Origin of the sequence: Cytobacillus oceanisediminis (assembly GCF_022811925.1) — a bacterium.
GTDB lineage: Bacteria > Bacillota > Bacilli > Bacillales > Cytobacillaceae > Cytobacillus > Cytobacillus oceanisediminis_D.
On the sequence record NZ_CP065511.1, the window covers coordinates 1,171,126 to 1,190,927 of the forward strand.

The 19,802-nt window shown below is 43.2% G+C and carries 12 protein-coding genes and 1 pseudogene; 11 read left to right on the plus strand and 2 right to left on the minus strand.

Annotated features, from left to right (window positions below; translation table 11 throughout):
• The first annotated feature begins 90 nt into the window (after positions 1-90).
• Both IRB79_RS06120 and IRB79_RS06125 read left to right on the plus strand, forming a co-directional pair.
• Positions 91-1,425 (plus strand): CoA-disulfide reductase, encoded by a 1,335-nt coding sequence (locus IRB79_RS06120; RefSeq protein ID WP_243507411.1) that lies wholly within the window; start codon positions 91-93, stop codon positions 1,423-1,425.
• Between the two features lie 101 nt (positions 1,426-1,526).
• Positions 1,527-1,874: a VOC family protein gene (locus IRB79_RS06125; protein WP_243507413.1), complete on the plus strand. Its 348-nt coding sequence runs from the start codon at positions 1,527-1,529 to the stop codon at positions 1,872-1,874.
• 37 nt (positions 1,875-1,911) lie between these two features.
• Here the strand turns inward: IRB79_RS06125 and IRB79_RS06130 are convergent, their stop codons facing one another.
• Positions 1,912-3,120, minus strand: coding sequence for an MFS transporter (locus tag IRB79_RS06130; protein ID WP_206841801.1), 1,209 nt, complete (start codon positions 3,118-3,120; stop codon positions 1,912-1,914).
• Between the two features lie 267 nt (positions 3,121-3,387).
• Between IRB79_RS06130 and IRB79_RS06135 the strand changes: the two genes are divergently transcribed.
• The 5 genes and pseudogenes from IRB79_RS06135 to IRB79_RS06155 all read left to right on the plus strand — a co-directional run bounded on the left by IRB79_RS06135 (position 3,388) and on the right by IRB79_RS06155 (position 9,119).
• Positions 3,388-4,845, plus strand: a complete 1,458-nt coding sequence (locus IRB79_RS06135) for an alanine/glycine:cation symporter family protein (RefSeq protein WP_243507414.1) — start codon at positions 3,388-3,390, stop codon at positions 4,843-4,845.
• A gap of 172 nt (positions 4,846-5,017) precedes the next feature.
• On the plus strand, positions 5,018-6,658 hold the full coding sequence (locus IRB79_RS06140; protein ID WP_243507416.1) for a PhoX family protein: 1,641 nt from the start codon (positions 5,018-5,020) through the stop codon (positions 6,656-6,658).
• Positions 6,659-6,667: 9 nt separating this feature from the next.
• A complete protein-coding gene (locus IRB79_RS06145) occupies positions 6,668-6,853 on the plus strand; it encodes a twin-arginine translocase TatA/TatE family subunit (protein ID WP_009335004.1) in 186 nt (61 codons plus the stop codon).
• A 54-nt stretch (positions 6,854-6,907) separates the two neighbouring features.
• On the plus strand, positions 6,908-7,633 hold the full coding sequence (gene tatC, locus IRB79_RS06150; RefSeq protein ID WP_243507418.1) for a twin-arginine translocase subunit TatC: 726 nt from the start codon (positions 6,908-6,910) through the stop codon (positions 7,631-7,633).
• A 142-nt stretch (positions 7,634-7,775) separates the two neighbouring features.
• Positions 7,776-9,119: pseudogene (locus IRB79_RS06155) on the plus strand (IS1182 family transposase).
• Positions 9,120-9,269: 150 nt separating this feature from the next.
• On the opposite strand, the gene IRB79_RS06160 reads toward IRB79_RS06155, so the two are convergent.
• Positions 9,270-10,526 (minus strand): S8 family peptidase, encoded by a 1,257-nt coding sequence (locus IRB79_RS06160; protein WP_243507420.1) that lies wholly within the window; start codon positions 10,524-10,526, stop codon positions 9,270-9,272.
• A 223-nt stretch (positions 10,527-10,749) separates the two neighbouring features.
• Here IRB79_RS06160 and IRB79_RS06165 point away from each other — a divergent pair, with 223 nt between their 5' ends.
• From IRB79_RS06165 to IRB79_RS06180, 4 genes are all read left to right on the plus strand, one after another.
• A complete protein-coding gene (locus tag IRB79_RS06165) occupies positions 10,750-11,883 on the plus strand; it encodes a zinc-dependent alcohol dehydrogenase (RefSeq protein ID WP_243507422.1) in 1,134 nt (377 codons plus the stop codon).
• A gap of 141 nt (positions 11,884-12,024) precedes the next feature.
• The gene (locus tag IRB79_RS06170) at positions 12,025-13,263 is read left to right on the plus strand and encodes an ATP-binding protein (protein WP_243507424.1); all 1,239 of its coding nucleotides are present in this window, start codon (positions 12,025-12,027) and stop codon (positions 13,261-13,263) included.
• 262 nt (positions 13,264-13,525) lie between these two features.
• Entirely contained in the window at positions 13,526-17,044 is a 3,519-nt protein-coding gene (locus IRB79_RS06175) for a bifunctional 2',3'-cyclic-nucleotide 2'-phosphodiesterase/3'-nucleotidase (RefSeq protein WP_243507426.1), read from the plus strand.
• 230 nt (positions 17,045-17,274) lie between these two features.
• Entirely contained in the window at positions 17,275-19,665 is a 2,391-nt protein-coding gene (locus tag IRB79_RS06180; RefSeq protein WP_243507427.1) for an immune inhibitor A domain-containing protein, read from the plus strand.
• Positions 19,666-19,802: the final 137 nt, after the last annotated feature.

The following is a 19,802-nucleotide window of genomic DNA, read 5'->3' on the forward strand; positions in this document are numbered from 1 at the left end:
TAGCTATAAGGGTATAGCAATGTTGTATAATTTTAACCTTTTAACGAAACCTATCTTGAATACCTTATTGAAACGTGAGGAGAGATTCCGATGAAACTGCTGGTCATTGGCGGGGTGGCTGCAAGTATGTCTGCCGCATCGAAATTAAGGAGAATGGACGAAAAAGCTGAAATTACCGTCTATGAAAAAGGCAAATTTTTATCTTACGGTGCCTGCGGTCTTCCTTATTATATATCTGGAGAAAATGATGATTACCGGAAAATGATCGCAAGAACACAGGAGCAATTTACTGAGAGGAACATCAAAACACACCTTCAGCATGAAGTATTAAAAGTGGATACAATCGAGAAGGAAGTAACTGTTAAAGACCTTGCATCAGGAAAAATGTTTACGGATACATACGATAAGCTGATGATCGGAACAGGCACGTTTCCCATTATGCCCCCATTTCCTGGAGCCGATCTTGAGAACGTTCAGGTGCTGAAAACAATGGAAGATGGGATAGTACTAAAAGAAATTTCCCGCAAATCAGAAGTGAAAGATGTTGTCATTGTCGGCGGAGGCTATATTGGAATCGAGGTGGTCGAAGCGATGAAAACCCTCGGCAAAAATGTGCGTGTCATTGAAATGGGCGAGAGAATCCTAGCTCCTTTCGATAAGGAAATAACAGTTATCGCTGAAAAAGAAATACGTGATCATGGTGTAGAACTGAACCTGGGAGAAAAGGTAGAGAGCTTCAGCGGCAATGGGAAAGTGGAGAGTGTCAAAACGGATAAAGGCACTTATAAAGCAGATTTAGTGCTAGTTGCTGTAGGTGTAAAGCCTGCTACGAAGTTTCTGGAAGGATCGGGTATAGAGATGGCGAAAAATGGAGCCATCATCATCGACCGTGAAATGCGGACAAATATTGAAGGTGTTTATGCAGCGGGGGACTGCGCTCAGGTTTATCACAAAGTGCTTGAAGAAAATGATTATATCCCGCTGGGAACAAATGCGAATAAATGCGGTCGCCTGGCTGGGGCCAATATAGCCGGCAGCCATGAAAAATATGTGGGTACTCTGGGAAGCGCCGCGATTAAAATTTTTAATATGGAGCTTGGAAGAACGGGACTTTCCGAGGAGGATGCAAAAAAGCTTGGCATCGGCTATACAACTGAATTAGTGAAAGCCGCAGACCATCCAAGCTACTACCCGAATCAGACCCCTATATGGATCAAGCTGATCTGTGAAAAAGGAACAAACCGAATCCTCGGAGCCCACGCCATCGGCAATAAAGGGGTGGTCCTCCGAATTGATGTATTTGCCGTTGCCATCCACAATCATATGGCAGCAGAAGAACTTGGCATGGTGGATCTCTGTTATGCCCCGCCTTTTGCGGGTGTCTGGGATGCTGTCCATATCGCAAGTAACGCAGCGAAAAAATAGATTAAAGTCAGCGGAAACGCTGGCTTTTTTATATTCTCAGGAGGTTTTTGTAAGAAGATGTTGAATAAACTCCATATAAAATCCTTTTTATGGAGGCTGAAATGTTTACAAGAATCGATACAGTCTTTCTGCAGGTAACTGATTTTGGGAAAGCCATTGAATGGTACAGCACGGTGCTTGGTTTCCCGGTAAGATGGAGGGATGACCAGGGAGGGTATGCAGCCCTGGAAATCGGGGAAACGCCTTTAACCCTTGTCCGTTCTGAAAAAGTAATTCCTTCCTCCCATATGCCATTTAACTTTTATGTTTCCGATATTGATGAAGCACATCAGCATCTGACAGGGCATAAGGTGAAAACCGGTCCAATCCAGGCCGATGGAACGGTAAAGTGGTTTGAGTTTGAAGATCCGGACGGCAATAAGCTGGGCGTATGCCATTTTAAAGAATAAGGAAAAGCTGCCTCATGTAGGGCAGCTTTTACAGTAATTAATAAGAATCCTTCGCAAGCTTGGGATGGCGGTTCATCGCTCCGAGCAGAATCAGCCCGCTTAGAATGAGGAGTAAGCTTGTGACCACGAAGACTGCAGAAAAACCCAGATAGCCGGAGATCAAACCGCCGATGACCGGTCCGATAATGTTGCCGAAAAAGCGGAGGCTTGTGTTGTAGCCCAGCACTTCGCCTTGCATGGCAACTGGGGCTTCCTGACGGATATAAGCGATCCGGACAGGGATGATGCCACCGATGGTTATACCAAGTGCAAAGCGGACAAGAACAAGCTGCCACATGTTTGAGACAAATCCTCCCGGCAGATAAAACACGCCTGCGAGGAAGAGGAGAATAACCAATGTTTTTATATAGCCATGCTGGTCTCCGATTTTTCCCCATTGCCTGGCCATCAGCAGATTGCCAAGCCCTGCTGCCGAAAAAGCAATTCCCGCAAAGAACGCCAGATTTTCCGGTCCATGCAATTCACTGACATATAAAGATAATATAGGCTGGATGCTGAAGTGTGCGATTTGAACAAGCGTTGATATCAGCATAACTGTCAGCAGGACGGGATTGCTGATAATATGCTGGATGACTGCCTTGCTTGAATACCGGGTTTGCTCGCCCTTTTTTGTTTGAACTTTGTGTTCTTTTGTAAAAAAGACAAGAAAGGCAGAAACAAAGATGGCGATGGAGGTCCATTTAAAGGTATCTGAAAATCCGAATAAATCAGCGAGGACTCCGCCGAGAAGAGGGCCCATCAATGAACCTGTAATGCTTCCGGTCTGCAGTGTCCCCATCACCCTGCCGGCAATTTCCTTGGGAGTCTGCGTGGAAATAAACGCCTGGGACATTCCGATGAAGCCTGTAAAAATTCCTGTAAACAGCCTGAGAAAAAATAGCTGCCAGACGTTTGTCACGTACCCCATCAGGAAGATGGAAATGCCCATCCCGATTCCCGACAGAATCAATATTTTCCTGCGCCCAAAAAGGTCCCCGATTCTTCCCCAGACAGGTGAAAAAAGAAACGCAGTCACAAATGTGATCGCAAACGTCCACCCTGACCAATGCTGCACATAGGTTGGAGAGTGGTCGCCAAAACTTTCTATATATAACGAAATAAAGGGAAGCACCATCGTCATGCTGCCTGCCACAAAGAAATTGGCAAACCACATGATCATTAAATTTCTTTTCGTCTGTTTTATCATGTTTGAAACACTTCTTTCCGGTAAACATTTCGTTTCCCTAAATATATAATACTAAAAATTTCAAAAAAGAGGAAGGGTTATGCTATCACTCTAATTTTTATATAACCTGTTAACCATGATAAAAACGGCTTTTTTAAGGAAAAAGTCAAAATTTCTATGACATTATTACCAGAGTCCGTGAAAAAAACATTGTCTTATAACAGTATTTATTCTATAATTCCTAATAGGAAAAAGATTCAGAATATACATGAAAAAGGGGGAAGTTATTTGGAAGCTTTTGTTAATCAGCTAAACGGCATTTTATGGAGCACACCTGTTATTTACATCTGTTTAGCAATAGGGTTGTTCTTCTCAGTCTTAACTCGATTTTTACAGGTCCGCCATATTAAGGATATGGTACTGCTCATGTTTCAAGGGAAAAGTTCCGCAGCGGGCGTTTCGTCTTTCCAGGCCTTATCTATTGCTCTTTCCGGCCGTGTAGGAACTGGTAACATCGCAGGTACTGCCACTGCCATCGCAATGGGTGGACCTGGTGCTGTATTCTGGATGTGGGCCATCGCTTTTATCGGAGCAGGCAGTGCATTCGTTGAATCAACGCTGGCACAGATTTACAAAGTGAAAAAAGACGGGCTATACCGAGGCGGTCCGGCCTATTATATTGAAAAGGGAATCGGAATTAAATGGTTTGCCGTCCTTTTCGCTATTTCTGCATTGCTGGCTATGGCGCTTTTAATGCCTGGCATCCAGTCAAACTCAATTGCACTTGGAATGGAAAATGCATTCGGCATTGATAAAACAGTAACAGGTCTTATAATTATCGGTTTACTTGCCCTGATTATTTTCGGCGGTGTTAAGCGTATTGCAACTGTAGCTCAATATACGGTTCCTTTTATGGCAGTGGGTTATATTTTAGTCGCTTTAATTATTATTGCCATGAACATTGGTGAGCTGCCTGGCGTAATTTCGTTAATCTTCAGCAGTGCCTTTGGCGCAGACTCCATGTTTGGCGGAATTATCGGAAGCGCGATCGCCTGGGGCGTAAAGCGGGGAATTTATTCAAACGAAGCTGGTCAGGGTACAGGCCCGCATGCTGCTGCAGCTGCTGAGGTTTCCCACCCTGCAAAGCAAGGTCTCGTGCAGGCATTCTCTGTATACATCGATACACTATTCGTATGTTCCGCAACAGCTTTCATGATCCTATTTACTGGAATGTTCAATACAGTTGGCGCTGATGGAACGACTCCAATTGTAGAAAACCTTCCAGGAGTGGAAGCTGGCCCTGGTTATACACAGGCAGCTGTTGAATCTGTGCTTCCAGGCTTCGGTGCCGGATTCGTTGCTGTTTCTCTTTTCTTCTTTGCTTTCACAACCATCATGGCCTACTACTATATGGCTGAAACAAACGTAGCTTACCTGATTAGCGGCAAGAACAGCAAGCTGGCTATGTTTATCCTGAAAATTGTCTTGCTTGCTGCAACCTTCTATGGTGCTGTTAAAACAGCAGGCTTGGCGTGGGCACTCGGAGATGTTGGTTTGGGACTGATGGTTTGGCTGAACTTAATTGCCATCGTTATCTTAAGAAAACCGGCTCTGATTGCACTGAAAGATTACGAAGCCCAGAAGAAACAAGGGCTTGATCCAGTGTTTAATTCCAAAAAGCTTGGCATAAAAAATGCTGAGTATTGGGAAGAGGAATACAAGCCGCAGGAAGAAAAAGTATCTTAATAGAAAGATAAGAGATGTCCGGCTGATGCCGGGCATTTTTTTACAATCTTTAAACTACTTTTACAATTTTCAGGTTATTTCTTAGCATTCTCTTAATATTCATCTTTTAGTATTGTACTTGGGTTTGATACATAAATACGCTGCAAACAATATAAAAGAAGAGGTGCTAAGGATGTCAGAATTGAATCGCCGCAAGTTTTTAACGTATGTAGGTACAGGTGTGGGAGCTTTAACTGTAGCTTCGACAGGTTTGGGGGCAATGGTTCCAAAAGCGGAAGCTAAGGGTGTTGAGGCAGCCTCCCATTTATTCGGATTCCAGAAGAAAATCTCTGGTTTAAATTTTAAGCCAATTGACCCGACAGATAAAGACGACCTTGTTTTGCCGCGCGGGTACAAATACGATGTTGTGGCAGCCTATGGAGATGTCATTAACAAAAAAGGCGATACTTTCGGCTTTAACAATGACTTTACATTATATTTTCCAATTGATAAGGACAAACGTGGCCTCTTATGGGTGAATCATGAATATTCAAGCGATCTTTTTGTTCATGGTGCAAGGCCGGCAAATGGCAAGTATACAGCAGCGCAAATTCAGAAAATGCTATACAACCAGGGAGGATCGATTATCGAGGTATACCGTGATAAAGAAGGTACCTGGAAAATGGACACGGATTCTAAATATGCGCGCCGTATTACAGGCTTGACTCCGTTCCAGCTAACAGGTCCTGCCAAAGGTTCAAAAGCAGTGGGCGGTGCAACGAATGTACAGGGAACTTTTGCTAATTGTTCTGGCGGCATGACATTGTGGGGCACGGTTTTATCAGCTGAGGAGAATTTTGAATCTACATCAAAGGATGCAGGATTAAATGATACACATTATGGCTGGATTGTAGAGATCGATCCGTTTGATCCTAATTTCAAGCCGCGAAAGCACACCGCCCTTGGCCGCTTCAACCATGAAAATGCAGCAGTCGGCCTGACCAATGACAATCGGGTTGTGGTTTATATGGGAGATGATAAGAAAGATGCATGCGTCTATAAATTCATCAGTAAAAATAAATATGTAAAGTCCCGCGGGAAAGCCAACGCAGACCTTCTTGAAGAAGGGACACTTTATGTGGCTAATATGGGCAGCGGAAAATGGGTGCCATTAACTATCGAAAATGTGCAGAAAGCCGTCAATGGGAATGCAGATCTTTTAAAGAAATTCCAGACACAGGCTGATGTGGCTGTCCACTGCCATGAAGCAGCTCTGCTTGTTGGCGGAACGCCTACTGACCGTCCAGAAGATGTGGAAATCAGCCCGTTCGATAAAACGGTATTCATTGCCCACACCAACAATGATAAACATGGCAACTTCCACGGTCATATTACTAGATTTATCGAAGAGGGAGATGACCTGGGTGCACTGGCTTTTGATTTTGAAATCTTCGCAGCCGGCGGAAAACAGAGCGGCTTCAGTGCACCTGATAATCTAACTTTCGATAGCCTTGGCAATCTCTGGACTGTAACAGATATGTCATCAAGCAAGCTGAATACAGGAATCTACACGCATTTTGCCAACAATGGCATGTTCGTCATCCCAACAATAGGAAAAAATACAGGAGAAGCCTTTCAGTTTGCCTCAGCTCCTGTTGAAGCAGAACTAACTGGACCATCCTTTACACCAAACGAAACAACCCTGTTCCTGTCCATTCAGCATCCGGGAGAAGAGACGGAAGACCTGAACAATCTGACAAGCAAATGGCCGCACCGCAAGGGAGACACCATGCCGCGTCCGGGAGTTGTGGCGATTACAGGCTTCAAATACTAGGAGGTTACCATGCTATCAAATATCGGGATACCAGGATTGATTATTGTTCTAGTGCTGGCTCTGATCATTTTCGGCCCATCCAAGCTCCCTGAAATCGGCAGGGCATTCGGGACAACCCTGAAAGAATTCAAGAAATCCACACGCGAACTTGTTTCCGACGAACAGCCGGAAGAAAAGAAAAAAGAATTGCTATAAGAAAGAATAGGGAAGGGAGAGTATCTTCCTTCCTTTTATATTGAGGTGATTAATATGAATAATGAGGCAGTGAATGTCCTCCAGCATTTTGAAGAGCTCCGGAAGAGGCTGATGATTATAGCTGCTGTTTTTATAGCGTTCTTGGCACTATCCTTTATTTTCGTCAGCGACATTTATCAGTGGCTGGTTAAAGATCTGGACTTTAAATTGGCTGTTCTTGGTCCTTCTGAGATTCTATGGGTCTATTTTATGCTTGCGTCTGTGGTCGCCATTGCAGCCGCCATCCCGGTAGCTGCCCATCAAATCTGGCTGTTCGTCAGCCCGGCGCTTACCGGAATGGAGAAAAAGGTTGCCTTATCCTATATTCCCGCGTTATTTTTCCTGTTCATTACCGGTTTAGCATTTGGTTACTTCATCCTTTTGCCGCTGGTTCTGAATTTTTTAATGACCTTATCCGGAGACATGTTCACCGCCTTTTTTACAACGGAAAAATATTTTCAATTCGTGCTGCATTTAACACTGCCATTCGGCTTTCTGTTCGAGCTTCCGGTTGTGATTATGTTCCTGACCAGCCTTGGCATCCTCAACCCCTATTCGCTGCAGAAGATAAGGAAGTATGCCTATTTCGTACTGATTGTGGTGGCCATTTTAGTCACACCGCCTGATTTCATCTCAGATATACTGGTTACATTGCCTCTCCTGCTGCTGTATGAGGCGAGTGTCAGCCTGTCCAAAATCATTTATAACAGAAAGCAGAAAAAGCAGGCTGTTTTGCAGTAGTTTCAATAAAAATCAGATCACAAAAAAAGCTTGGACGGTAATGTCCAAGCTTCAGACTGTCGACAAACTCGATGAAAATCGTGCTTGTCTTCAGTCTTTTTTATTTTAAAATAGAAGTAATACAATGCTTGAGGTGAGTAAAATGCTTTCAAAACATAATCCAATTCAACGGGATCAAATTGAAATGATTGCTTTAGACGAACTTGTACCAGCGGACCATTTGGTTCGCAAAATTGAGGCTGCGATTGATTTCTCATTCATCTATGACTTGGTAAAAGATATGTATTCAGAGGTAGGGCGCCCAAGTATTGACCCTGTAATATTAATTAAACTCTCATTTATTCAATATACCTTCGGTATTCGCTCCATGCGTCAAACAATTGAAGAATTGAAAACGAATATGGCTTATCGATGGTTTTTAGGCTATGGTTTCCGATAAAGTTCCTCACTTCTCAACTTTCGGTAAAACTATGAGCGCCGATTTAAAAACACCGATCTCTTTGAACAGATATTTTACCGAATCTTAAAACTGCAACTGAAAAGAATTTAATTAGTGCTGAACACGTTTTTGTAGATTCTACGCATGTAAAAGCGAGTGCAAATAAGCGCAAATTTGAAAAGAAAGTTGTTCGAAAAGAAACACGTGCCTATCAAGAACGCCTTCAAGAGGAGATTAACCAAGACCGTGAGGATCATGGAAAAAAGCCGTTTCCACCAGATAAGTTTGATAAGGAAGAATACAAAGAAATTAAGGAGAGTACAACGGACCCAGAGAGTGGCTACTATGTAAAAGATGAGCGTACAAAACAGTTCGCCTATTCTTTCCATCGCAGCGACAACGGCTTCGTGCTAGGCACAATTGTAACCCCGGGTAACACGCATGATAGTCATATTTTAGAGCCATTGGTTGAACAAGTCATCGAGAAAGTTAGTAAACCAGAAGCTGTTGCGGCAGACGACTTATAAAACACCTGCCGTCACGAGCTACTTATTGAAAAACGATATCACACCTGCTTTACCTTACACGACCTCGCACAAAGAGGGTTACTTCAGAAAACATGAGTATGTTTATGACGAGCATTTTGACTGTTACATTTGCCCAGCTAGTGAGATATTAAAATATACAACGACTACAAAGGAAGGGTATCGTCAATATAAATCAGATCCGCGAATTTGTGCTGGATGCCCTTTCTTGTCTCAATGCACACAGAGTCAAGCACATCAAAAACTGATTCAACGACATGTGTGGGAGGAACACGTGGAAGAAGCAGATCACCTTCGTCACCATCAAGACGTCAAACCGATCTATGAGAAACGCAAAGAAACAATTGAACGTGTATTCGCAGATGCAAAAGAAAAGCATGGCATGAGTTGGACAACCCTAAGGGGACTTAAAAAATTGTCGATGCAGGCGATGCTTACTTTCGCTGCCATGAATTTGAAGAAGATGGCCAACTGGACTTGGCAAAGTCCAGAAATGGCCTAAATGATGACCTCGGAGAGGTCTAGAATTCTCTAAAATCCCTTCAAATCCAATAAAAAATCAAAAAAGGGGTTCGGAATGAGACTATTCCGAACCCCTTTTGTCTACAAACTGAAGCTTGGACGGTAATGTCCAAGCTTTTCTATTATTCTCTTATTTTACACGCGGGAAGCCAAAGCCTGACGCATAATCGTCACCCGCTGCAGCGCCTGTTCCGCCAAGAATATCATTTAGCTTGCCCCGGTTCTGAAGCTCGGTGCGAAGCTGTGTATGAGTCATGGATGGATTCTGAGCCCAGATTTTAGCAGCCAATCCGGATACATGGGGAGTAGCCATGGATGTGCCGCTGATTGTGCTGTAGCTGCCATCATACCATGTGGATTCAATTGCTCTGCCTGGTGCGGACAGCTCGACATCACGCTCCTGGATTAGGTAGTCGCCATCAGTAGCAGGGTTGCCCCTTGATGAGAAATCTGCAACACGGTATGAACCATTTTGCTGAACATTTTCCAGAGCGGCCACTGCAACAGCATTCACCAGTGCGCCAGGATAGCCAATCGTGTTATCGGCAGGACCATCATTTCCGGCAGCAGCCACTACCAGGACACCTTTGCTGTAGGCGTAATCAACTGCATCTGCAATCAATGTGCTCTTAGAGCTTGAACCTAATGACATGGAAATGACCACTTTAGATCCTGTGCGGACCGCTTCATCGGCCGCATGCTTAATAGCTCCGGCGATGTCATCAGAATATCCTGAACCTCTGTCATTTAACACCTTATATGCCCAGAGATCTGCCTCAGGAGCTACCCCATAAACACCTTGTCCGTTAGCGCCGCCATGAGCCAGTACAGTACCAGCAACATGTGTGCCGTGTCCGTTCTTGTCCCCGCAGCTTCCGTCAATTAAAGGTGACTTTCTTTGTGTAAAGTCTTTACACTGTTCAGCTTGTCCAGCAAGATCAGCATGCGCTGTATTTACCCCTGTGTCCAGCACGGCAACTTTTACCCCGTTTCCGCCTGAAGTGCTTTGAATGGAGCTGTCATTATAAATGGCCTCAATCCCCCAAGGTGTACCGTCTGCCGGAACTGATGCAGCCCCCGATCCAGGTTTTGCTGCTGTCACAGGTGAGTTCTTAACTTCTTCAACTCTATCAATCTTTAAGTTTTTATTTTTTAAAAGTGCCTGATACTGTTTAGCATTAACCGTTGTAGTAAAACCATTCTGGCCAAAATCCCATCGGACTCCATAGTTCGATTTTGCCTTCGCCTTTTCTGCACTTGGGCCCTGAATGACGACCCGATAGGTTTCATTGCTCTCAACCTGCTGACCGAACGCCCCTGACGCAAAAACAGATAGTCCCATTACTGCACTTAGTACTGCTGACCCAATGACTCTTTTTTTCTTCATCCAAAATCTCCTCTCATAATATGTATGGTTACAGCTAAAAAGCTGTGATTCTATTATATTTATAAAATTCAGAATAATTAAACTGGTCTTTTGTACTATTTTTCTAAATAAAAATAAATTTAACATTTAAGTAAAATATTTCAACTTATAAATTGGATATAAATGGAGTTATTTGAGCCCGGAGGAGGGTATAGCCTATTAAGTCAATAAAGGAGTGTGAAATATGAGAGCTGTCACCTACCAGGGAGCGAAAGATATTCAAGTGAAAAATGTAGAGGATCCCAGAATTGAAAAACGGGATGATGTCATTGTCCGAATCACGTCAACGGCCATTTGCGGATCGGACCTTCATTTATATCAGGGAAATATGCCATTGCGGCCAGGCTATGTTATCGGGCATGAACCCATGGGAATCGTGGAGGAGACAGGTCCTGATGTGACACGGGTAAAAAAAGGCGACAGGGTGGTCATCCCGTTTAATGTATCGTGCGGGCATTGCTTCTATTGCCAGCATGATATGGAAAGCCAGTGTGATAATTCGAACCCGCATAATGATTCAGGCGGCTACTTTGGCTATACCGAGAAATACGGAAACCATCCGGGCGGTCAGGCAGAGTTTCTAAAAGTGCCGTTTGGCAATTTCATGCCATTTGTTATACCGGAATCGTGCGAGCTGGAGGATGAATCACTGCTCTTTTTATCGGATGTGCTGCCGACAGCTTATTGGAGCGTGGAACATTCAGGCGTTAAAGCGGGAGACACGGTCGTCGTCCTCGACTGCGGTCCCATCGGGTTAATGACCCAGAAATTTGCCTGGATGAAAGGAGCTAAACGGGTAATTGCAGTAGATCATCTCGATTACCGCCTCAATCACGCCAAGCTTACCAATGATGTGGAAGTCTATGACTTTACGAAATATGATGACATGGGAGCTTATCTAAAAGAAATCACCCGTGGCGGAGCTGATGTCGTCATTGATTGCGTCGGCATGGACGGGAAGAAATCCGCTGTGGAAAAAATCGAGCAGAAGCTTAAGCTCCAGGGCGGAACGCTAGGCCCGATCCAAATCGCGACGAAAGCTGTCCGCAAATTTGGGACTGTCCAGCTGACCGGTGTGTACGGGCTGACTTATAATATGTTCCCGCTGGAGGAATTTTTCTCGAGAAACATCACCATTAAAATGGGCCAGGCTCCCGTTGTGCACTATATGCCTGAGCTATTCGAAAAAATAACGAATAAGGAATTCGATCCGAAGTCTATCATTACTCATCAGATCCCGCTCGAAGAAGCAGGTCGTGCGTATAAGATTTTTAATGACCATGAAGATGACTGCATTAAAGTTATCTTAAAGCCTTAATAATAAACACAAACCGGCCTGGATATACCATGGCCGGTTTTTTGAAGTTTAAGAATATAACATATTATACATGTTTCGACATAAACGTATATAATAGTGCTAAAGACACGTTATTAATAGAGTTAACCAAGGAGCATGTAAATGAAAGGCTTTAATCAACAGACTTTGATAAAAGAAGAAACAAAAGCAGTTAAGCTTTTTATATGGCTATTCTATATTATTTTAACACTTTATGATTTGTTTTATTATTATCTGCTTCCCCTCAATACTGACGGCAGTATCGGGCTCCCAAAGGGCGGGCTTGGAGTGGGGTATTATCTGGCTATTATCGGGCTCTTGCCTTTAGCGCTGTATTTAATCAGGATGAAACTCCCTTTTCAGGTAAAATACTTATATTTTGCAGGGTTTTTCCTGATAGATTTTAGCAACAGCATGCTGATCTATTTCGGTGAGTCGAAGGAATTTCAGAGCGGAAGCGCAGTAGAACTGTTATTTATTATATTTGCGCCGATTTTTGTGAATAAGCGCTATTTTTGGATAGTAACCGGCGGAATGATTGCGAAGTATCTTCTGGCCGGTTTACTGTTGAGCAGCCAGAAGGTCATGGTGCCAATCGTGCTTATGGCCATTTTTTCAAGTGTTTCATATGTTCTGCTGAACCGCTTCTATTCCTATATTCACTCGCTGACACATGTTTTCCAGGAGCTCCGCCAGACTGAAAAGCTGGCTGCTGTCGGACAGATGGCTTCGGCAGTCGGCCATGAAGTAAGAAATCCTTTAGCAGCATTAAGAGGATTTACTCAGCTGCAGATGGAAAAACACCCTGAAGACCAGGACCGCTATAAGATCATGATTGAGGAAATCGACCGCATTAATCTGATTGCCGATGACCTTATGATCCTTAGCAAGCCAAGGCTGCCTATGTTTAAAAGAGTTGAACTGAATGCAGTGATTAACTATGTCATCTCGATCATACATGAACAGGCAGCCAATCAGAATATCCGTCTTGAAACAGAAAATCTGGAAGCTGTTCCTAAAGTTCAGTGCGACGAAAATATGCTGAAGCAGGCTTTTATTAATTTGGTCAAGAATGCAATGGAATCTATGACAGAAGGCGGCACGATCCTGATTTCGGCCAAAGTGACGGAGGGTGACCAGGTTTTGATCAGCATTAAAGATGAAGGCTGCGGGATCGATGCAGAAAATATGGAACGGGTCGTGGATCCATTTTATACAACTAAGCCGGATGGAACCGGTTTAGGGCTGATGGTTACCAAGCAGATTGTGGATGAACATAAGGCGGGAATCACGTTTGAAAGTGAAAAGGGGAAAGGGACAATTGTGAACCTTACTATTCCTATAGAGCAGCCAACCCAATAAAAGAATTCAGGGGATGTCATTTAATCTCCAGGGCAGACCTGGAAAATAGTAACTGACACTATAATAATAATAATATTCGAAATCGTGCAGCATCCTTTGAGGGTGCTGTATTTTATTAGGTAAATATGCTTCTTTTTTACAGAAATTTAATAATTTTTCCATGCTAATTCCACCTAATTTCTCATTCTCAAATAAGTCTAAAAATAGATAGAATTATGAATGTTATCATACCAATCTACTAATTTTGAGGAGATGTATTCATTTGAAAAAGCCTATTCGCAAATTTAGAAAGACGATTCTCGCAACAACGATGGCCCTATCTGTCTTAGCAGCTCCTATTTCATATGATTCTGTTATGGCAGCAAAGCCTGATCATGCAGGTAAACCGGAACACAAATTAAGCCATGAAGTAAGCCTGCGGATTTTAGGAACAACAGATATACATACACACCTTTATAACTATGATTACTATAAAGATGCAGAAACCATTGAATTTGGTCTGGCTAAAACAGCTACCTTAATCAAACAGGCAAGAAAAGAAGCAAAGAATACATTATTATTTGACAATGGTGACTTAATTCAGGGAAATCCGCTAGGCGATTATAAAGCAAAAGTAGATACCCTCGAGGATGGGGAAGTGCATCCTGTTTTCAAAGCTATGGAACTATTAGATTATGATGCCGCTACGGTTGGAAACCATGAATTTAACTATGGGCTCGATTATCTGGATGAGGTCCTGGATGATTCGCCATTTCCTTATGTAAATGCCAATGTCTACAAAGACGACCACGATCAAAATCCGAATAACGATAGAAATTACTTTAAGCCATATAAAATCATCAAGAAAAAAGTTGTTGACGAAAAAGGCAGAAAACAGGTCATTAAGGTTGGGGTAATCGGTGCTGTGACTCCGCAGATTACACAATGGGATAAAGCCAATCTTGATGGGAAAATCATTACGAAAGATATTGTAAAATCAGTAGAAGCCAATATTCCCAAAATGAAAAAAGACGGGGCTGACATTATCATTGCACTCGCGCACTCCGGCATGGGGGACGCGGCATATGCTGAGATGGAAGAGAATGCAGCCTACGACTTAACAAAAGTAAAAGGCATTGATGCGGTCATTTCCGGGCACAACCATAAGAATTTTCCGGGAGATTTCACCGATCTTCCTGGAGTGGATACAGAAAAGGGAACGGTCAACGGGGTGCCGTTCATCATGCCGGGAAGCTGGGGCAATCAGCTTGGCGTTATGGACCTGACTATTGCCAAGGTGAAGGGCAAGTGGCAGGTTAAGGATTCCCAGTCATCTTTAAGGTCTATTTTTAGAAGCTATAAAAATGAAGCCGGTGCGACCGTCAAGGAAAGCCTTGCAGATGCAGATCCTGCCATTTTGAAAGCTGTAAAGGAAGAGCATGAAGGCACCGTGAATTATGTCCGCCAGCCTGTCGGGGAAACTACAGCTGATATCCACAGCTATTTTGCACTTGTAAAAGATGACCCGTCCATTCAAATTGTGACGAATGCACAGAAGTGGTATATCGAGAAGCAATTAAAAGGAACACCGGATGAAAATACACCAGTGCTTTCAGCGGGCGCCCCTTTTAAAGCAGGCGGCCGCAACGGCGCAAGCTATTATACGTATATCCCTGAAGGCACAATCGCCATTAAAAATGTAGCCGATCTATATCTGTATCCGAATACAGTCGCTACGGTAAAAATTAAAGGAGCAGACGTGAAAGAATGGCTTGAAATGTCGGCAGGCCAGTTCAATCAGATAAAAGAAAATGAAGCGGGAGAACAGTCACTCATTAATAATGATTTCCCTACTTATAACTATGATGTTATCGATGGTGTAACATATGAGATCGATGTAACAGAACCTGCCAAGTATGATAAAGATGGCAAGCAGGTTAATGCTGATGCAAACAGAATCAAAAATCTTCAGTATAACGGAGCGCCTATTGATCCAGATCAGGAATTCATCGTTGTGACAAATAATTATCGGGCCAGCGGCACTTTCCCTGGAGTTAGAAACAACACGGCAGTAGAGCTTTATCCGGATGAAAACCGCCAGGCGATCATTGATTACATCCGTGAAGAACAAACCATCGATCCTTCTGCAGATGCTAATTGGTCATTCGCACCGGTTGCCGGTGATGTAAATGTAACGTTCGAATCTTCACCTGATGCAAAGGATGCGATTGCTGAAGGCAGCGGAATCGGCTATGCCGGCGAAGCAGCCAATGGCTTTGCGAAATATTCGGTTCAATTGCCGGAGCCAAAGCCTTTTGAAGTCCAGCTTTTGGGCATCAATGATTTCCATGGACAGCTTGATACATTTAATGCCGGCTTGAATGCGGGTGGAATCGAATATTTAGCTGCACATTTAAAACAGCGTGAATCAGCGAATCCCAATACAATCATGCTGCATGCCGGTGATGCAGTCGGAGCGAGTTCCCCTGTTTCTGCCCTTCTTCGGGACGAGCCAACCATTAAAATGCTTAATGAGATCGGCTTTGATATAGGTACAGTCGGAAACCATGAATTCGATGAAGGGGTAGACGAAATGCTCCGCCTCATCAATGGCGGCGCCCATCCTAAAACAGTGGAGAAGTATGGCGAGTTTGAAGGAGCAGACTTTCCGTATGTTGCAGCAAATGTAGTCGATGAAACAACAAAGGAACCAATCCTTGATCCGTACGTAATTAAAGAAGTGAATGGAGTGCCTATCGGCTTTATTGGCATTGCCTATTCCGATACTCCTGGAATCGTAACGCCAAGCGGAACAGCTGGAGTAGAATTCACGGACGAAGCGGAAGCAATCAACAAGTACACGGCAGAGCTCAAGGAGCAGGGCGTTAAATCGATTGTGGTCATTACTCATAATCCTGTAACGTCTGACCAGGATGGGGCTAATCCTCAAGAGGAACTCGCTGACATTGCAAATGCGGTTGATGATGAAGTGGATGTGATGTTCGGCGGGCATAACCATAAGTATACAAATACTGTGGTTGAAGGAAAATTGCTTGTTCAATCTTATTCCTATGGTACAGCTTTTTCTGATGTGGATTTAACAATTGATCCTGTTTCCGGAGATATTGTTGCTAAAAAAGCCGAAGTCGTAAACGCCACACGTGATATTGAACCAGATGCAGAAATCAAGAAAATGCTGGATGTTTATATTGCTGATGCAGCTCCAATATTAAATGAGGTAATCGGCCATACTTCAACAGGCATTTCGAGGGATGTAAATGCTGACGGAGAGTCTCCGATGGGGAACCTGATTGCAGACTCCATGATTGCGCAGACCAATACTGATTTTGCCTTCATGAACTCAGGCGGCGTCCGTACAGGCATTGATGCTGGAGACATTACGTGGAAAGAAGCTTTTACGGTACAGCCTTTCGGAAATGACCTTGTGACAATGACATTGACCGGTGCCCAGATAAAAGAACTTTTTGAACAGCAATGGGGTTCAAAAGAAAGAATCATGCATGTTTCCGGCTTAAAGGTGACGTATGATTCTTCGAGAGCTGCTGGAGATCGGATCGTTTCTTTAGTAAAGAACGATGGAACGCTAATCGCTGCAGAACAAGAATATTCTGTGACGGTAAACAACTATATGGCTGATGGCGGAGACGGCTATAGCGCCCTTTTAAACGGCACGAACCGCACTGTGGATATCGTCGACCTTGATGCTTTAATCAACTACATTAAGGAACAAAAGGAAGTAAATCCAGCGGTTGAAGGAAGAATTACAAAATTGAATAAATAACAGGAAGGGAGCATCAGATCAGTCTGATGCTCTTTTTGTGCTTACCGCAAATAAGTGTAAATACCCAATTCTTTTCCTTATGATGGATAAATTGATTACATTTACCTAATCATATTTTATCAAATTATTAAAATAACAGTATTGTTAGACTATTAAAAACCTTATTTTAGTTTGATAGAATTAATCTCGCAATCCGAAAATTTAGAAAAATTAAACAGGAGGCTATTAGAATGAGTAATAAGAAAAAACCTTTTAAGGTTGTATCTTCCATTACAGCCAGCACGATGATGGCAGCTGCACTATTTGCGGGATCTTTTGCCGGAACAACAGCAGCTCCTTCAAAAGTTTCAGCAGACGAACTTTCTGCACCGATTGATTTGAATATTGTGAATGAAGACCGGCTGGGGAAGGCATTAAAAGACAGAGGATTGGTTAAAAAGGATGCTTCCTCTAAAGAAATAGAAAAGGCAGTTAAGGAGTACATAAAAGAAAAGCAAGGTGAAAAGCAGCCTGGAAATACAGCAAATAGCCATGACCATAATGATGAGTTTGATAAAAAAACAAAAGATTTCTTAACGAAACAAAAAGAACAGATGACAAAGCAGCTGAATAAAGGCCATAAAAACTATAAAAAGGGCAAACCGGACGGCTATGTAAAAGTAGATCCGGCCAAAGAAGCAAACTACAATGGTGATGTCAGAACAGACAAAGTGCTTGTGCTTCTAACTGAATTTGAAGATTTCAAGCATAACAATGTAACTCAGGAAGAGGGATATATGTACGCTGAGGATTTCAACAAAGAGCACTATGAGAAGCTGATGTTTGGCGATACTGAATTTGAATTATTTAATGGAGATAAAGTAAAAACGTTTAAGCAGTTTTATGAAGAGCAATCCGGCGGCAGCTACACTGTGGATGGCACTGTGTCAGAATGGCTGACGGTCCCTGGAAATGCGAGCGATTATGGTGATGATAGTCCTAACGGAGGTCATGATAATCTATCACCTCTTGGACCTCGCGACTTAGTAAAAGAGGCTTTAAAAGCTGCTGTGAACGCTGGAATGGATCTTTCGGAATATGATGAATTTGATTTATATGATTTAGATGGAGATGGAGACTTTAATGAGCCTGATGGATTAGTTGATCACCTCATGATTATCCACGCCGGCACAGGACAGGAAGCTGGCGGCGGTGCGCTTGGTGATGATGCCATCTGGTCTCACCGCTGGACACTTGGCGGAGTATTTGCTGTTCCGAATACTACAGCCAAGGTAGATTATTGGGGCGGAAAAATGGGTGCATTTGATTATACCATTCAGCCTGAAGACGGAGCGGTCGGGGTGTTTGCCCATGAGTTTGGACATGATTTAGGATTGCCGGATGAGTATGATACGCAATATACCGGTCAAGGCGAGCCAGTTGCTTCATGGTCCATCATGAGCGGCGGCAGCTGGAACGGCGAAATAGCAGGTACTGAACCAACTAGTTTCTCACCGCAAAATAAAGAATTTTTCCAAAAAGGCATGGGCGGAAACTGGGCTAATATTATGGAAGTAAATTATGAAGATATTGATAATAAAGGTTTGGCAACTGTTATTGACCAAAGTGTAACCAAATCTAAAAACCCTGGAATTGTAAAAGTAAATCTTCCCGAAAAAGAAGTGAAGGGGATTGCACCTGCTTTTGGCGAGAAATATTACTACAGCACGAAGGGTGATGACCTTCATACCGCTTTGACGACGCCTGAATTAGACTTAACAAATGCGGAAACAGCTGCCTTCAATGCGAAAGTTTATTATGATATTGAGTTTGATTATGATTATCTAACTGTTACTGCAAAAGCAGCCGATGGGACAGAAGCTGAGCTCGATGTAATTGGTGATGATGATACAGATGGCGATGCCCGTGCTGAATCTTCAAAAGGACTATGGGTAGATAAGACATATGACTTAAGCGAATTTGCCGGTAAAAAAGTTAGCCTGACATTCGAGTATGTAACAGATGGCGGGCTGGCATTAGATGGATTTGCGATTGATAATATCTCAGTAACAGCTGATGGAAATGTGATTTTCTCCGACGATGCTGAAGGCGGATCTCAGATGGCTCTTGACGGATTCATTGTTTCCAACGGGATCAGCTATGCGAAGAACCATTATTACCTGGAATGGAGAAACTACGCAGGCTCCGATACGGCTCTTGCCCACTCAAGAGGAGTAAAATATAACACTGGTTTAGTTGTTTGGTATGCTGATGACAGCCACACAGACAACTGGGTTGGCGTTCATCCGGGGGAAGGTTTCCTTGGAGTGGTGGATTCACATCCGGAAGCAATTATCGGTCTGAAAGATGGCATAGAAACAGTATCTCAAAGCACAAGATATCAAATTGCGGATGCCGCGTTCTCCTTGGACAAAACACCAGCATGGGAAGTAAGCTCGCCAACTCGCGGTGATTATGACTACCCTGGTTTAAAGGGAATTTCTGTTTTTGATGATTCTAAAACATACATTAACAGCCTCATTCCTGATGCAGGACGCATCGTTCCGGAACATGGCCTGAAATTCCAAGTGGTCGGTGAAGCAAAGGACAACTCTGCTGGAGCCGTATGGATTCATAAGTAAGTTTTAAAGGCGCGTATGCCAGAAATGGCTTCGTGCCTTTTTCTGTTAAAAGTGGACATCCTCCTTCCTATAAGCTAGTATCATTACCGATACTAGTTTTTTCCGATTTTTCGGCTATACTAAAAATAATTATCTTA

Excerpts from the sequence above, each read along its gene's own strand:
- IRB79_RS06145 (WP_009335004.1), top strand. The coding sequence starts at position 6,668 with ATGCTATCAAATATCGGGATACCAGGATTGATTATTGTTCTAGTGCTG.
- IRB79_RS06120 (WP_243507411.1), top strand. The coding sequence starts at position 91 with ATGAAACTGCTGGTCATTGGCGGGGTGGCTGCAAGTATGTCTGCCGCA.
- IRB79_RS06125 (WP_243507413.1), top strand. The coding sequence starts at position 1,527 with ATGTTTACAAGAATCGATACAGTCTTTCTGCAGGTAACTGATTTTGGG.
- IRB79_RS06160 (WP_243507420.1), bottom strand. The coding sequence starts at position 10,526 with ATGAAGAAAAAAAGAGTCATTGGGTCAGCAGTACTAAGTGCAGTAATG.
- IRB79_RS06165 (WP_243507422.1), top strand. The coding sequence starts at position 10,750 with ATGAGAGCTGTCACCTACCAGGGAGCGAAAGATATTCAAGTGAAAAAT.
- IRB79_RS06140 (WP_243507416.1), top strand. The coding sequence starts at position 5,018 with ATGTCAGAATTGAATCGCCGCAAGTTTTTAACGTATGTAGGTACAGGT.
- tatC (WP_243507418.1), top strand. The coding sequence starts at position 6,908 with ATGAATAATGAGGCAGTGAATGTCCTCCAGCATTTTGAAGAGCTCCGG.
- IRB79_RS06170 (WP_243507424.1), top strand. The coding sequence starts at position 12,025 with ATGAAAGGCTTTAATCAACAGACTTTGATAAAAGAAGAAACAAAAGCA.
- IRB79_RS06130 (WP_206841801.1), bottom strand. The coding sequence starts at position 3,120 with ATGATAAAACAGACGAAAAGAAATTTAATGATCATGTGGTTTGCCAAT.
- IRB79_RS06180 (WP_243507427.1), top strand. The coding sequence starts at position 17,275 with ATGAGTAATAAGAAAAAACCTTTTAAGGTTGTATCTTCCATTACAGCC.